The sequence below is a fragment of the Agrobacterium sp. LMR679 genome (assembly GCF_027157905.1).
Taxonomy (GTDB): domain Bacteria; phylum Pseudomonadota; class Alphaproteobacteria; order Rhizobiales; family Rhizobiaceae; genus Agrobacterium; species Agrobacterium leguminum.
Genome location: NZ_JAPVOJ010000002.1, coordinates 2,149,226 through 2,164,175 on the forward strand (window position 1 = coordinate 2,149,226; position 14,950 = coordinate 2,164,175).

General features: G+C 60.9%; 15 protein-coding genes. 4 read left to right on the forward strand and 11 right to left on the reverse strand.

The features are described from left to right. Positions 1 to 2: 2 nt before the first annotated feature. The 5 genes from ygfZ to O3W47_RS21180 form a co-directional block, all read right to left on the reverse strand. The gene (gene ygfZ, locus O3W47_RS21160; protein WP_269314545.1) at positions 3 to 851 is read right to left on the reverse strand and encodes a CAF17-like 4Fe-4S cluster assembly/insertion protein YgfZ; all 849 of its coding nucleotides are present in this window, start codon (positions 849 to 851) and stop codon (positions 3 to 5) included. Positions 852 to 973: 122 nt separating this feature from the next. Further along, entirely contained in the window at positions 974 to 1,741 is a 768-nt protein-coding gene (locus tag O3W47_RS21165) for a hypothetical protein (RefSeq protein ID WP_269314546.1), read from the reverse strand. Between the two features lie 14 nt (positions 1,742 to 1,755). Next, positions 1,756 to 2,013, reverse strand: coding sequence for a hypothetical protein (locus O3W47_RS21170; protein WP_003501987.1), 258 nt, complete (start codon positions 2,011 to 2,013; stop codon positions 1,756 to 1,758). A gap of 105 nt (positions 2,014 to 2,118) precedes the next feature. Continuing rightward, positions 2,119 to 2,556, reverse strand: coding sequence for a TIGR02301 family protein (locus O3W47_RS21175; RefSeq protein ID WP_080817307.1), 438 nt, complete (start codon positions 2,554 to 2,556; stop codon positions 2,119 to 2,121). Between the two features lie 113 nt (positions 2,557 to 2,669). Beyond that, positions 2,670 to 3,086 (reverse strand): NUDIX hydrolase, encoded by a 417-nt coding sequence (locus O3W47_RS21180; RefSeq protein ID WP_003520673.1) that lies wholly within the window; start codon positions 3,084 to 3,086, stop codon positions 2,670 to 2,672. A 132-nt stretch (positions 3,087 to 3,218) separates the two neighbouring features. Between O3W47_RS21180 and O3W47_RS21185 the strand changes: the two genes are divergently transcribed. Continuing rightward, positions 3,219 to 3,542: a YnfA family protein gene (locus O3W47_RS21185; protein ID WP_137452125.1), complete on the forward strand. Its 324-nt coding sequence runs from the start codon at positions 3,219 to 3,221 to the stop codon at positions 3,540 to 3,542. A gap of 10 nt (positions 3,543 to 3,552) precedes the next feature. Then, the gene (locus O3W47_RS21190; protein ID WP_020811514.1) at positions 3,553 to 4,314 is read left to right on the forward strand and encodes an SOS response-associated peptidase; all 762 of its coding nucleotides are present in this window, start codon (positions 3,553 to 3,555) and stop codon (positions 4,312 to 4,314) included. Positions 4,315 to 4,329: 15 nt separating this feature from the next. On the opposite strand, the gene O3W47_RS21195 is transcribed toward O3W47_RS21190, so the two are convergent. From O3W47_RS21195 to O3W47_RS21220, 6 genes are all read right to left on the reverse strand, one after another. Beyond that, positions 4,330 to 5,622, reverse strand: a complete 1,293-nt coding sequence (locus O3W47_RS21195) for a GGDEF domain-containing response regulator (protein ID WP_137452124.1) — start codon at positions 5,620 to 5,622, stop codon at positions 4,330 to 4,332. Between the two features lie 388 nt (positions 5,623 to 6,010). Continuing rightward, entirely contained in the window at positions 6,011 to 6,142 is a 132-nt protein-coding gene (locus O3W47_RS21200) for a hypothetical protein (RefSeq protein ID WP_003496883.1), read from the reverse strand. 172 nt (positions 6,143 to 6,314) lie between these two features. Then, on the reverse strand, positions 6,315 to 7,184 hold the full coding sequence (gene pssA / locus O3W47_RS21205) for a CDP-diacylglycerol--serine O-phosphatidyltransferase (RefSeq protein WP_035237101.1): 870 nt from the start codon (positions 7,182 to 7,184) through the stop codon (positions 6,315 to 6,317). Between the two features lie 22 nt (positions 7,185 to 7,206). Continuing rightward, complete coding sequence (locus tag O3W47_RS21210) at positions 7,207 to 7,905, reverse strand: phosphatidylserine decarboxylase (RefSeq protein WP_003520681.1); 699 nt, start codon at positions 7,903 to 7,905, stop codon at positions 7,207 to 7,209. A gap of 264 nt (positions 7,906 to 8,169) precedes the next feature. Continuing rightward, positions 8,170 to 10,056, reverse strand: coding sequence for an ABCB family ABC transporter ATP-binding protein/permease (locus O3W47_RS21215; protein WP_269314547.1), 1,887 nt, complete (start codon positions 10,054 to 10,056; stop codon positions 8,170 to 8,172). Between the two features lie 110 nt (positions 10,057 to 10,166). After that, complete coding sequence (locus tag O3W47_RS21220) at positions 10,167 to 12,173, reverse strand: LysM peptidoglycan-binding domain-containing protein (RefSeq protein ID WP_269314548.1); 2,007 nt, start codon at positions 12,171 to 12,173, stop codon at positions 10,167 to 10,169. 156 nt (positions 12,174 to 12,329) lie between these two features. Here O3W47_RS21220 and O3W47_RS21225 point away from each other — a divergent pair, with 156 nt between their 5' ends. Together O3W47_RS21225 and O3W47_RS21230 are read left to right on the forward strand one after the other, a co-directional pair. Next, the gene (locus O3W47_RS21225) at positions 12,330 to 12,950 is read left to right on the forward strand and encodes a TIGR00730 family Rossman fold protein (protein ID WP_080817300.1); all 621 of its coding nucleotides are present in this window, start codon (positions 12,330 to 12,332) and stop codon (positions 12,948 to 12,950) included. Between the two features lie 188 nt (positions 12,951 to 13,138). After that, entirely contained in the window at positions 13,139 to 14,899 is a 1,761-nt protein-coding gene (locus tag O3W47_RS21230; RefSeq protein ID WP_080817299.1) for a peptidoglycan D,D-transpeptidase FtsI family protein, read from the forward strand. Positions 14,900 to 14,950 lie beyond the last annotated feature (51 nt).

Sequence of the window (14,950 nt, forward strand, 5' to 3'; positions counted from 1 at the left end):
TCTCAGTCCTCCGCCCGCGCCGCCGGATCGGCCGCCGGGAAGGAAAGGCCGCTCCAGGCGGGCAGGGCCACGGTCACGGGAACAGTCTCCGCCAGAAGCGGCGTGCCGGATGCGAGCGCATCGGCAATGCGGTCGATCCGAACGATGGCAAGCGCCCTGTTGCCGCAAACGGTTCCGAGCGTGCCGACCGGTTTTCCATCGGCGGTAATCTCCGTCCCACTGGCGGCAAGCGCGCTTTCGGCCGAAACGGTGACGACGCGGCGTCTTGCCGTGCCGCGATGTTTCATGCGCGAGACGACTTCCTGACCGACAAAGCAGCCCTTCTTAAAGGAAACGCCGTCATTCACATCCATCAGCACGTCATGGGGAAAAGCATCCTGCAGCGCATAATCCCGACCGGATTCGGCAATGCCATGCTCGATACGGAGCGCATCATAGCCCGCGCTGTCGCCGGATGCGGACGCGCCCGGTATACGGTAAAGATCGATGCCGGCCTTGCCGAAACGACCATCCCGGATGCCTGCCGTCGGCGCAGTCTCGTTCCAGAAAACGCTCACGCCTTCGACCGTCTCGGCTTTGAGATCGACCGGTGCGCGCAGCTTGTACATGGTCAGGCGGCGCAGCAGCGCGTCCTGTTCGGCGGCGCCCGTTTCGATCAGATAATCCCCGCCATCGCGCCAGATCAGGAAATCGAACAGGATCTTGCCCTGCGGCGTCAGAAGGGCTGCGGCCCGTGCTTCGCCTTCCGGCAGGTTTTCAACGTCTGCGGTGATGAGGTTGTTCAGAAATTCCTCAGCGCCGGTGCCGGAAACCCGGATCAGGCGGCGGTCGGCAAGAAGGGCGGAAGGCATGGCGTCACCGTTCGGTTCGTCGAGACTCTGTGATCTCCGGCAAAAAACAGATGCGCTTTGCCGGAATGCTCATTCCGCACAGTTAGGATTTTTGCCAGAGAACGGCAAGCACCGCGATGCGATCAATCGCCGGCGGTGAAGAACTTCCACTTGCCATCGGGCGAAATGCCGACCCGGTAGAAGCTGTAATTGCCATATTCCTGCATGTCCGCCAGATCGCCCGCCGTGATGATGCGCAGAAGCTCCACCTTTTCCGGCGCAGTCAGCGTATTCAGCGGCTTTCCGGCGAAATAGGGGAAAACATAGGCTTCGTCGGGTGTGCCGGCATCGATATGGGCATAACCGGTCGACAGCAGGTCGATGATGATCGCCAGCACTTCCAGCCCGTCAGGATCGCCGGAATAGCTTTTCAGCGCCGCAATCGGGTCTTCGCCGTCATTGCCGTCGATGCGGAATTCCTTCTGGCCGGCGGCGATGAAGGGCCGCAGCTTTTCGATATCGCCGGAGGCGGCGGCTTCGATGATCTGCTGGCGCAGCTTGCGCACGGGTTCCGGCGCCTTGGAAATGTCGTGCTCGATCACGACTGACATTTCAGGCGTGTTGTCGGGCTTGGTGGATTGCTGGTTTGCCTGATTGGCGGAACGGTCCACCAGCGGGTCGGGCAGGGGAATGCCTTCCGAATCGCCTTCGATCTCGTCCGGCTCGGCGGGCTGGGCCTGCTGCGGCTCACTGCCATTTTCGGCCTTCGGCTCGCTTTCGGTGTTCTGCGCCGGCTTCAGTTCGGAAAGGGCAAAGGCGCGGCCTGGCATGCCAATCGGCCCGGCGGTCAGGGCAAGCAGGATGGACAGCAGGGCGGAAGAGCGCAAAAGCCCCTTGCTCAGGCAAGACATGATAGACCCCGGCTTTACTGTATTACCCGCTGCGGCGAAAATTCGCCCTGAAGCATGCGCTGGCGCAGCGATTCCAGCATTGCTTCAGCGCCGGCCTCGCCATGGATACGGATGGTTTCGCGCATGGCCAGAGCGATGGCGGCATCGGCGATGATCTCCGGCTCGATGCCGTCGGCCATGCCGTCAGCCCATGCCTCGTTCTGGTGTTCCAGAGCGACCTGCATCTTTTCATGCACGATCATATCGTCGATTTCGTTACGGCTTGTCTGCATCTTTCATCCTCGACAGGGCGGGCAAGTCCTTACCACCCTGTTAACAACACTAGCAGCCTTTTATCAAAACGGCACGGCCTGCGGCGAAAAGAGGTTAATAAACCTTTAATTTCCGAACCTGGACGCGATTTCCTGCGCGAGTGTTGCCCCTTCGTTACGGTAGTTCTCTTCTGCCATGATGGCGGCACGTGTGCAACTGGTGTGGATGGCCGCAAAAGAGCGATATCCACGGTTGAATGCAGCCGTCATGCGCTGACGTCGTTCAGGTTCACTGGCCGTGTCCGCAGCCAGAAGATCGCTCATCGATCTGCGCCAGTCCTCCGGTCCGGAAGAAGGGCACAGGGTTCTGAGATATTGCACCGCGCCCAGTATCTCCGACAGCCGTGCGAGCTTGTCGTCATAAGGGGCGGGTTTGGGCGGCGCGGCTTCCGCCGGGCGCACCTCGGCACCGGGTTTTGAAGGTTGCGCATAAGCGATGCCCTCATGCCCGGCAGTGGCAAGCATTGTCAGAAAAAGAGACAGGAAGATGGTTGGCCGTATCAAAATTCTATTCTGCCCCACACATACTCGTGAACTATTGGCTCGTGAACTATTGGCTCGTGACCATCCGGCGGGCGGATCGGCCCTAGATAATAGCGATTCTGGCTGGCTGGCAATCATGCTAGCAGGCGCTCGGCGCATTCCACGACGCTTTCCGGCGCCGGCAGAAGGCGGATTTCCGCCAATGTGTACCAGCCCGCATCCGCCGCATCGTCGCCGACAGTCACGAGCGGATCGGCATCCGTTTCCACGGTGAAGACTGACAGGAAATAGTGGCTCGTCAGCACTCCTTCAGCGTCGCGGGAGGGAAGATCGTATGTCGCGAAAAGCTGCGGCCTGCGCGCCACGATGCCGGTTTCCTCGTGCAATTCGCGCAGCGCCGTTTCGGCCGGCGTTTCGCCGTCTTCGCCGCGACCGCCCGGAAAGGCGAACATGTCCTTGGAGGGCGGGTTGATGCGGCGCACGAGAAGCAGCCGGTCGCCGTTCCTGACGATGGCGGAGGAGGCGGGGCGGGGCTTGATACGGAGGGTCATGAATGGTTTCGCTTGTTTCGGCCGTCGCCGGCCTGTCTATAGTTGTACGTGGCTCGGAAAAATCGATTCCGGTTTCCGTGCCGATGCTTATAGTCCGGAACTGGCGCGATTGTGCATGCTAAAGACGGTGGAATGAAGGTCTATCTTATCTATGTCCTGGCGGCTCTTGCCGAAATTGCCGGCTGCTTTTCCTTCTGGGCCTGGCTGAAACTCGGCAAGACCGGGTGGGTACTGCTGCCCGGCATGGTGGCGCTGGCCGCTTTCGCGTGGCTTCTGACGCTGGTTCCGACAGAGGCGGCGGGCAGGGCCTATGCCGCCTATGGCGGGATTTACATTGCTGCTTCGCTCTTCTGGCTCTGGGGCGTGGAAGGGCATGTGCCGGACCGGTGGGACATTGCCGGCGGCGCCATCTGCCTTGCCGGCACCGCCATCATCCTGTTCGGACCAAGGGGTTGAGGAGAAAAGCATGTGCGGACGTTTCGTGCTGAAGGCGACGCCCGAGGAGATCGCCGATTATCTCGATCTGATCGGCCTTGAGGATTTTCCCGCCCGTTTCAACATCGCGCCGACGCAGCCCATTCTGGTCGTGATGGAGGGGGAGCGGCAGGAGCGCGGCAGCAACCTGCCCAATCGCCGGGCCGTGCTGGTCCGTTGGGGTTTTCTGCCGGGCTGGGTGAAGGACCCGAAGGATTTTCCGCTGCTCATCAATGCGCGGTCGGAAACCGCCATCGGCAAGGCCTCCTTCCGCGCCGCCATGCGCCATCGCCGCGTTCTCGTTCCGGCCACCGGCTTTTACGAATGGCGACGCCCGCCGAAGGAGGAGGGCGGCAAACCGCAGCCCTATTTCATTCGCCCGAAAAGCGGCGGCATCGTCGCCTTCGCCGGTCTCATGGAAACCTGGTCTTCCGCCGATGGCTCGGAGGTCGATACCGGCGCGATCCTCACCACCGCCGCCAATGCCGCGATCGGCCGTATTCACGACCGCATGCCTGTTGTCATCGCGCCCGAGGATTTCAGCCGCTGGCTGGATTGCAAGACCCAGGAGCCGCGCGAGGTCGCCGATCTGATGCGGCCGGTTCAGGATGATTTTTTCGAGATGATCCCGGTATCGGACAAGGTCAACAAGGTCGCCAATGTCGGCGCGGATCTCATCGAACCGGTGCCGGAAAGCGCGCCGCTGGCGAAGATCAAGCCGGCGAAGGACGAAGGGCAGATGTCGCTGTTTTGACGGCACCCGAGAGAATCAGCCGTTCCGCCCGATCTTCTGCAGGCCTTCCTGGATCATGATGTCGGAATAAACGCGGTTACGGCCATTCGCCTTGGCGAGATAGAGCAGCTGGTCCGCGGCATTCAGCTGGTTGTCGAAGGGTTCGCCCTTTTCGATCTCCACGACGCCGAGCGAAATCGTCAGGGCGAGGCTGCTGCCGCTCAGCTGCCGGCCGTTCTTTTCCACCTGTCCGCGCAGCTCCTCGCAGAACTGATAGGCGGCGCGCGCATCCAGCCCGCGCAGGAACACGGCAAATTCCTCGCCGCCGAGGCGGGCGGGAATGTGGCGCTGCTCGCCGCACATGTCATGCAGCAGTTCTGCCAGTTTTTTCAGCGCCCTGTCGCCGGCGTCGTGGCCCAGCGTGTCGTTGATCTTCTTGAAATGGTCGATGTCGAGAATGGCAACGGCGCCGCTCTCGTCATTGCCGTTGATGACATCCATCAGCGCGCGCGTGCGCTCGAAGAAGGAGCGGCGGTTCGGCAGGCCGGTGAGATGGTCGCGTTCGGCCAGTTCGCGCAGGCGTTTGAGCTGTTTCAACGTCTCGATATTGTTATCGATACGGCACTGCAATTCTTCCGGCACGAAGGGGCGGTAGACGAAATCCGAAGCGCCGGCCTTCAGGAAGCTTGCCGAAAGCAACCGGTCTGTGGAGGACGAGATGCCGATCACCCGCAAATCTTCGGATGAGCGGCTGTCGCGGATGCGGCGCGTCAGCTCATAACCGTCCATGTCGGGCATATGGTAGTCGGTGATGACAAGCTGGATCGTCGGGTCTTGCGACAGAATTTCCAGCGCCTGCTTGCCCGAATGGGCCTCGCTGACCCTGAAATTTTGCCGCTCCAGAATTTCCACGAGACCGGAACGGGCTGTGCGCACATCATCCACGACCAGAACGGAGAAGAGCTTGTTGCTCAAAATCCGCTGGACGGTTCTGACCACCGCATCGACGGTGCGATGACCGTCCTTGACGATGTAATCGATGATCTTCTTTTCGGCGTAGCGCTTGCGCGCCTCCTCATCCACCGTGGCGGTGAAAACGATGGCCGGCACCTTGCGCTCGGATAAAAGTGCGAGGATTTCGCCCTTCGGTGCATCGGGCAGGTTGAGGCCCGTCAGCGCCAGCGTGAAATCATGGGCCTGCATGAGGGTATCGGCCGCGGCCATGCTGTCGCAATGGACGACCTCGGCTTCCGTTTCTTCCGAAAGCCGCGTCTTCAGCAGCATGGAAAGAGCAACGGAATCTTCAATCAGAAGGATTTTATCCTGCATGGCCGTCCCAAGCCCCCCTGGCCTGTCTTCACAATCTTCCCTCAACGCCGAATATTCGTCATCCGCATGTCTGCGGATCTGAAAACCGGCTTATGCATTGTTGTGGAAAAAAATGCGGAATAGAAAAGTTCTTTTGTATTCACTAATCTATACGTCGGTGTTCGTATAGCCTTCTTGTGGAAGGCGAGCTTTTTACTACACTTTCGTTGCAGCTTCGTTACAGAAGGCTGCCGATTTTATGAAAGACTGACGCTCTGCAGTTTAGCGGCAGTGCTTGAAACAAAAACGGCGCCCGGAAAAGGCGCCGCGTGATTGACGATTTTCCGTTGGGAACGTTCCGTTTTCCGGGCAGTCCGCAAAATTCGAAAAATCAAAAAATCGAATATTTTCAGGCGGTTTTGGCGGCAGGCTTGCGCTTCAGCATCAGGGCTGCGGCCGCAACGGCCTTCAGTCCGAGCGGGCGGTAGTGGCTGTTGAGGTCGGGCTTCGCCTGCGGCTGCGCCTTCGTCTCGTTCGTCATTTCTCTCTCTCCACAATTCACGCCAATCGCCGTTGCGATGCGTGTGAGCCACTTCTTTCGCGGCTAATCTTGACGGATTCGAGGCGAAGAAAAACGAAGCCGGCTTTTCAGGCTGCGACATTTTGCGTCACATCCTGCGCCGGCTTGTGCGAGAAAAAATAAACCTGCGGTTTTAAATGCCGCGATCGAGGCCGTTGCCGCCATTGGCGTCGTCATGCACGTCTTCCTCGATCGTCAGCGTGCCGTAGCGGCGATGCCAGAGGCGGGCGCTGATGGGAATGAAGACGAGATAGGCGGCAACCGTCAGAACCAGCACTTCCCAGGTGAAGCTCATCAGCATCGCTACATAGAGCACGACGACGAGGATCATCGGCAGCACCAGATCGCGGCGAATGCGGCTGGTGCCCGATTTCCCCGACCAGACCGGCAGGCGGCTGATGAGGAGATAACCGATCAGCACGGTATAGGCGGCGGCGACATAAGCGAAGGGCTTGTCCGGCTCGACGCCGAGGAAACCGAGATAAACCGGCAGCAGCACCAGCATGGCGCCCATCGGGGCGGGAACGCCCACGAAGAACTCATTCTGCCAAGGCGCCTTCACCGGCCGCTCGATCATGACGTTGAAACGCGCCAAGCGCAGGCCGGCGGCGATGACGTAAATCAGGGCGGCGATCCAGCCGATGGAGCGCGCCTGGTCGAGAAGGTAGGCATAGACCACCAGCGCAGGGGCGACACCGAAATTGACGATATCTGCCAGCGAATCCATCTGCTCGCCGAATTTGGATGTCGCCTTCATCATGCGGGCGATGCGCCCGTCTATGCCGTCGAGAAAGGCGGCCAGCAGCACCATGCCGACGGCCAGCTCGAAGCGGCCCTCGATGGCGAGACGCACGCCGCTCAGGCCCGCACAGATGGCCAGAACGGTGATGAGATTGGGAACGACGAGGCGAAAGGGAATTTCCCTCAGCCGCGGTCCACGGCCGCTGTCGCTGCGGCCCTCTGGTTTGCCGTTCTGTTGCGGCTCGGCGATCGGCGTTTCCATGCGCATGCCCTTCCTGTTTCCGTCAGCCGCGGCGGCTGACGACCGGACCCTTGGCGGAGCCGAATTCGGCAAGCACGGTTTCACCGGCAATCGCCGTCTGGCCGACCGATACACGCGGCTCGAAACCTGCGGGAAGGAAGATATCGAGACGCGAACCGAAACGGATAAGACCGAAACGCTCACCGGCATCGACTGGTTCATTCGGCTTTACCCAGCAGACGATGCGGCGTGCAACCATGCCGGCGATCTGCACCACGCCGACCTTGCCGTGCGACGTCTCGATGACGAGGCCGTTGCGCTCATTGTCTTCGGAAGCCTTGTCCACTTCGGCATTGAGGAAGAGGCCGGGACGGTAGGCGACATTGACGATACGGCCGCGCACCGGCGAACGGTTCACATGGCAGTTGAACACGTTCATGAACACCGAGATGCGCACCAGCGGCTCCTTGCCGAGTTCCAGCTCCAGCGGGGGAACGACGCTCTGCACGGCGGAAACCTTGCCATCGGCCGGGCTGATGATGAGGTCGTCATCCTGCGGCGTGACGCGCTCGGGATCGCGGAAGAAATAGGCGCACCAGGCCGTCAGCACCAGACCGACCCAGAACAGCGGTTCGGCGATCCAGCCGAGCACCAGCGATGCGACGAAGAAGGCCGCCACAAAGACATAACCTTCCTTGTGGATCGGTACGATGGTGTTGCGAATGGTGTCGAACAGATTCATGAGATTCCTTGCTCCGGTTTCCGTCTGTCGCGTCTATATGTGGTCGTGACACGACACGATCCACACGGCAATGCGACAAATTTTGCCTGATGCATATCGTGTGAAAAGGGTTCACGCGATATGCATCAGGTCTTTATTCGTGCATGTCGTTATCCCGAAACCGCTCGCACACTTTCAGACGACATGCATGCTGGTTACAGCCAAAAGGGCCGCCCGGCAATGGTGGGGTTCGCCCATCGGCCCTGTTACCCCGGGGTACAGCCATCAATGGGCGGGTTCCCCGCGGTCGATGACACCCAGATCGTCGGTTTCGCGGACATGGCGCAGCATTTCCTCCGCCCGGATCGCCTCGCGCTGGCGGCTCCACATCGAAGCGTAGAGGCCGTTCTGCCCCATCAGCGAGCTGTGCGTGCCGCGTTCGGCGATCTGCCCTTCCTTCAGCACGATGATCTCATCCGCGCCGATGACTGTGGAAAGGCGGTGGGCGATAACCAGTGTCGTGCGGTTCTTCGAGACGATGTCGAGCGCGCTCTGGATTTCCTGTTCCGTATGCGTGTCGAGCGCCGAGGTGGCCTCGTCGAGAATGAGGATCGGCGGCGCCTTGAGGATCGTGCGGGCAATCGCCACGCGCTGTTTTTCCCCGCCGGAAAGCTTCAGACCGCGTTCACCCACCATGGTGGCATAACCTTCCGGCAGCTTGCCGATGAAGGCGCTGATCTGCGCCGCATCCGCCGCCGCCCTCAGTTCCTCGTCGGTGGCCGAGGGACGGCCATAACGGATGTTGTAGGCGAGCGTGTCATTGAAAAGCACCGTATCCTGCGGCACCATGCCGATCACCGAGCGCAGGCTCTTCTGCGTCACATCGCGAATATCCTGCCCGTCGACGGTGACGGAGCCTTCCTGAATATCGTAAAAACGATAAAGCAGCCGCGAGATCGTCGATTTTCCCGCACCCGAAGGGCCGACGATGGCTACCGTCTTGCCGGCCGGCACGTCGAAGGAAACGCCCTTCAGGATCGGTCGTTCGGGGTCATAGGCGAAATGCACGTCGCGGAAGGAGATCGCGCCGGGTCCGGCTGCGAGCGGTTTTGCATCCGGCCTGTCGGTGACTTCCGCCTCCACTTCCAGAAGATCGAACATCTGCTCGATGTCGGTCAGGCCCTGGCGGATTTCGCGATAGACGAAACCGATGAAATTGAGCGGCACCGAAAGCTGCAGCAGCAACGCATTGACGAAGACGAAATCGCCGATGGTTTGTTCGCCGCGCTGCACGGCAAGCGCCGACATTACCATCATGACGGTGGAGCCGATGCCGAAGATCACGCCCTGGCCGAAGTTCAGCCAGCCGAGCGAGGTCCAGATCGAAATCGCCGATTTTTCGTAACGCTCCATGGCGACGTCGAAACGCCGCGCCTCCATCTCCTCGTTGCCGAAATATTTGACGGTTTCGAAATTCAGAAGCGAGTCGATCGCCTTGGTATTGGCGTCGGTGTCGCTGTCGTTCATGGCCCGGCGAATGCCGATACGCCAGTTGCTGGCCCGCACGGTGAACCAGATATAGGCCCAGACCGTGATGACCGTGACGAGCACATAGGAAAAACCGTAAGAGGCCCAGAAAATGATCGCCGTCAGCAGGAATTCGATAAAGGTCGGCGCGGTGTTGAGAATGGTGAAGCGGACAATGGTTTCGATGCCCTTGGTGCCACGCTCGATGACCCGCGACAGCCCGCCGGTCTTGCGCTCCAGATGGAACCGCAACGAAAGCCGGTGCATGTGCACGAAGGTCCTGTAGGCGAGCTGGCGCACCGCATGCTGGCCGACGCTGGCGAAAAGCGAATCGCGAAGCTGGTTGAGCCCCACCTGTATCAGCCGCGTCAGATTATAGGCGATCACCAGCGCGACGGCGCCGAGCAGGAAGGCGGGAACAAGCCCGGCCATGTCCAGCCGGCCGTTCAGCGCATCGGTCGCCCATTTAAAGAAATAGGGAACGGAGATCAGCACCAGCTTGGCGACGACCAGGTATACGGTGGCCCAGATCACCCGCATCTTCAGGTCCCACCGTCCCTCCGGCCACATATAGGGCCAGAGATTGATCAGCGTCTGGGTGGGATTGCTGGAATCCGCCGAAATGGTTTTTTTCTTCGTGGCCATCATTCGCTCCGGTCACTGCCGGAAGCCGACAGCAGGGCGGCGGCTTTGGTCAAGCCGCCGCGCGTGTCACAGATAGGGTCGTTGCGGGTTCACCGCAACGCTTCAAATGCTCAGGAGCCGCTCTTCAGCCGCTTGCGGTGAAGTTCCTCCGCATTCGGTAGCGCCTCTTTCGGCACGCCGAAAATCTGGCCGGGCTCGATCAGATCGGGGTTTTTGATCTGATCTTCGTTGGCAAGGTAGATCGTGGTGTAACGAACGCCCTGACCATAAACGCGACGGGAAATCTGCCAGAGCGTATCGCCACGGCGGATGATGACGCTGTTCTGGCTCTCGGCCAGCGGCGCCTGCTCGAAGGTCTGCGGGCCGGCGGGCGCCTGTGGCGCGGGAGCAGCGGGTGCCGTGATGTGGAGTTCCGCCAACCGGCTTGCCAGCGAGGCGATACCCCTGCCGATTGCCGCCACATCGTTCGGCCATGCTTCAACCGATGTCAGCAACTGGCGCGCCTTGGCGGTGATATCGCCTGCAAAGGCGGTGAAGGCGGGCTCGGTCGCGGCTGCGGTGCGGAATTCCGAAAGCGACTTGAGGCCGATGACGACGGCGGAGCGACCGGCAATGGCCTGATCGAGCGCCGGCGTGGCCTGATCCTTGTAGAGATTGGAAAGAATGCCGAAGGCCTTGGCGACATCGGTGCGCAGCTTTTCGAAAGCGGCGCGGTCGCTTGCCGTGCTCTGGTTTTCGGCCGGCGCTGCGGTCGCGGTCGCTGACGACGAAGCGGACGGCGTCTGCATGGCGACGGTTGCCTGATCGGTCTGCGGCCGCTCGAAGGGAACGCGCACGCGCACCTTGACGGCGCCGTCGGCATTCAGTTCCTCGACGGTGATGATGTGGCTGCCGACACTAAGATCGACATCGCCTTCGACGACGAAATGACCGGAGGCTTCCGTGATGCTCTTGCCGATTTCCCTGTCATCGACCAGCGCGCGCACCGTCGAACCGGCGGGCGCGGAACCCGCGACGAAAATCTTCGATCCCTCGAACTCGACGGCAGTGACCTGGACGCTCGATGTCAGCGGGGCCGCAGCGGACGGAGCCGCAGTACCGGCGAGCGGCGCGGAAGCGGTGTTGGCGCTGGTTTCGGACGTCGTCGCAGGCTGTTGCGATGGCGCGGCTTGCGGCTGAAGCGCCGGAGGAGCCGCCTCCGGCATGGCCAGCACGCGGCTTGCCTTGCCGGGCTTGGAAACCATGGCCAGAAGCTCGCCCGTCTTGCCGTCAGGCACGGAAACCGTTGCCACTTCTTCGGATTGCGTCGCCTTGCCGCCGGCATCGGTCGAACGCAGCACCAGCTCGTGATCGCCCGGGGGAAGCGGATTGTCGAAAACGGCGGCGAAGTCGCCGGTGCCGTCGATGGTCGTCTGGGCGACCACCTTGCCATTGCTCAAGATTTCGAGCTTTGCGCCGGGCTGTGCCTTGCCGGCAATCACGGCCGAACCGTCCGGCTCGACGCGCAGCACGTCGAAAGTCGGCGTGGCGGAAGAAGATTGTGCCGCGTCGGCGGGTGCGGCGGCCGGTTTTGCCGGTTCGGGCGCGCCATCGTCGGTGCCGGCGAAAACGCCTGCCAGACGACGCACCTGTGCCGCCGCCGCCGCCGCATTGTCGGGCAGGCCGCGCAGGAACGCCGTGGTGCGCTCGGCGGCCGTGCGGGCGGTGGTGATGAGCCGCGACGTCGTTTCGTCCAGCGACTCTGGAATTTCGATATTCGTCAGTTCCTTGAGCGAGGTCTCGACCTTCTTGCGCGCCGCCGCGAAATCGGCGTCGGAGGGAACCTTGCTATCGGCGAAAAGCGTCGTCAGATCCTTGATCGACTGGGTGGCGGAAGCCGCCCGCCGCCCGACCTTGTCGGCGATATTGGCGGTTTCCTCGGCGGCGTCGGAGAGAATGTCGCCCGCCTTGTCGGCGCCCATTTCAACGCTGTTCTTCACGGCGTTGCCGGCTTCGTTGATGGCGTCGCCGATCGGTTTGCCGTCATTTGAAATCCGCGGCAGGACGAAAAAGATCATGAGCAGGGACGCAACGCCCAGCACGATCAGCGCCAGCAAACCGGCCTTATTGTTTTTCATCCTGGATGCTCCGGGTATTTCAAGCTTTTCACACGAGTTGAGATTGCTAGCGTCTTACCTTCGCCCAGACAAGCGGCGAGTGGCCGAAAGGCCATATTTGCAAGGGATTTCCCAAATTTTCTTGACGTGCCGCATCGCACATAGTTCCTTCCCTTCATGACGGACAAAAATACAGCGATTCGATCCATCTGCGTTTATTGCGGCTCCCAGCCCGGACGTGATCCGGCCCATATGGAAGCGGGCCGCGCGCTTGGGAAATCCATTGCCGAAAACGGCATTCGCCTCGTCTATGGCGGCGGCACCAAGGGCATCATGGGCGCGGTTGCCAGCGGCGTTCTTTCCAATGGCGGCGAAGTGACCGGCATCATACCGGAATTTCTGGTCGATATGGAGGCGACGCGCCATTCTCTCGGACAATTGAACGAGCTTGTCATCACCAAGGACATGCATGAGCGCAAACATATGATGTTCGAGCGCTCCGATGCCTTCGTGACATTGCCGGGCGGTGTAGGCACGCTGGAGGAGATCGTCGAGATCATGACCTGGGCGCAGCTTGGCCGCCATGCCAAGCCGATGGTCTTCGCCAATATCAACGGTTTCTGGAACCCGATGCTGGAACTGGTGCAGCACATGCGCGACCAGGGTTTCATCCACCGCGCCCATCTTCTCAACCCGCTCATCGTCGACGAAGTGAAGGATATCGTGCCCGCCATCATCGACCGGGCGCTCGCGCAGCAGAACCCGGAAGGCGATCCTTCGGTGATTTCCCGCCTCTAGGTCTGCCGTTTGTTAACGGCCGCCCGGGCGGCTCGTTACAATTTTAAGTGTATATTAATGCAGATTTAACGGCGGCATCGCTCCGCCCTCTCTTTTCATGGCCCCGCGACTGATCCTGTGCCAGCCTCAATAAGGCGTTGGTGTCGCGAAATTCGTTTCGCCGCCATGAGAGTGGGTGTCATCGGGAAATGATTGCTTTTGTGGTGCGGCTCAAAAGCCGGGCGCATTTTATTGTTCAGAGAAATTCCGCGCGGGGCAGGGAGGCGCTCCTCGGTTCCGCCGCCCGCCGCAGGGTCGATGCGCGCATGAGGCTCGGCATCGTGATCGCCGTCTTCGCTGTCATCTATGGCGTCGTCGCCGCGCGTCTCGTCCAATACGGTCTTGCCGAACCGGTGGCGACCGCATGGATCAATACCGGCGCCAACGCCGTCGCCTCCCGGCCGGATATTGTCGATCGCAACGGCACGCTTCTGGCGACCGATCTCAACATGGTCTCGCTCTATGCGGATCCGCGACGGATCGTCGATCCGGATGAGGTGGTGGAGAAACTCGCGACCGTCATTCCCAATCTCGACTGGCGTGAAACGCACCGCCGGTTGCGCTCCGATACCGGTTTTCAATGGCTGCGACGCCAGCTGACACCCCGGCAGCAGGCGGATATTCTCAATCTCGGCATACCGGGCATCGGCTTCCGGCCGGAAAAACGAAGGTTTTATCCGGGTGGTCCCACCGCTTCGCATATTATCGGCCACGTCAATGTCGACAATCAGGGGCTTGCCGGTATGGAGCGTTACCTCGACCAGCAGGGTCTGGCCGATCTTCGCGCCGTGGGTCTTGCCAGCGGCGGGCCGCTGGAGCCGGTGCGGCTCTCCATCGATCTCAGGGTACAGAACATCGTCCGCGAAGTGGTCGTGAAGGCGAAAAGTGCCTATCAGGCCGAAGCGGCAGGCTCTGTGATCCTCGATGTGGAGACGGGCGAGGTGCTGGCCATGGCCTCCGTGCCGGATTACGATCCGAACGAACCTTCCCGCACCCTTGCCGATGGCAGGATCGACAAGGAGTACGAAAAGGGCTGGTTCAACCGGATGAGCAACGCCACCTTCGAAATGGGCTCCACCTTCAAGAGCTTCACGCTCGCCATGGGGCTGGATGCCGGGGCGATCACGCTGGGTTCGGTGGTGGATGCGTCGCGGCCGATCCGCATGGGCGGCTTCACCATCAAGGATTTCAAGGGCCGGAACCGACCGCTCTCCATTCCGGAAGTGTTTCAATATTCATCGAATATCGGCACGGCGGCGGTGGCCGACAGGGTCGGCGTCGAAGGCCATCAGCAGTTCCTGACGAAGCTCGGACTTCTCACCCGGATGGACACGGAAATGCCGGGCGTTGCCACGCCCACCCAGCCGAGAAACTGGAAGAAGATCAATTCCGTCACCATCTCCTTCGGCCACGGCGTCGCCACCACCCCGTTGCAGACGGCGGTGGCCGCTGCCGCGCTGATCAATGGCGGCAACCTGATTTCGCCGACCTTCCTGCCGCGTTCGAAAGAAGCTGCCGCATCGCTCGCGCGCACCGTCATCAACGACAGGACGAGCGCCGATATGCGTTACCTGTTCAACTGGAACGGCATAAAGGGTTCCGGCCGTGGCGCGCAGGTGGAAGGATTTCATGTGGGCGGCAAAACCGGAACCGCCGACAAGGTGATCAATGGCCGTTACGCCAAGGATATCAATTTCAACGCTTTCGTGGCCGGTTTTCCAATGCACAAGCCGAAATATGTCGTGCTGACGATGATCGACGCCCCGAGAACCGGCGTGAACGGCGGGCGAACGGCGGCCTCCACCGCGGCCCCCATGACCCGCGAAATCATCGCCCAGACGGCGGGCCTTCTCGGCGTCAAACCACGTTTCGGCTATGATGCCAACCCGCATTTGCTGGTGGATTATTGACGCCACTTCTCCCCATTCCCGTGATGCGTAAAGGAATGAGGGAAGCAGCCC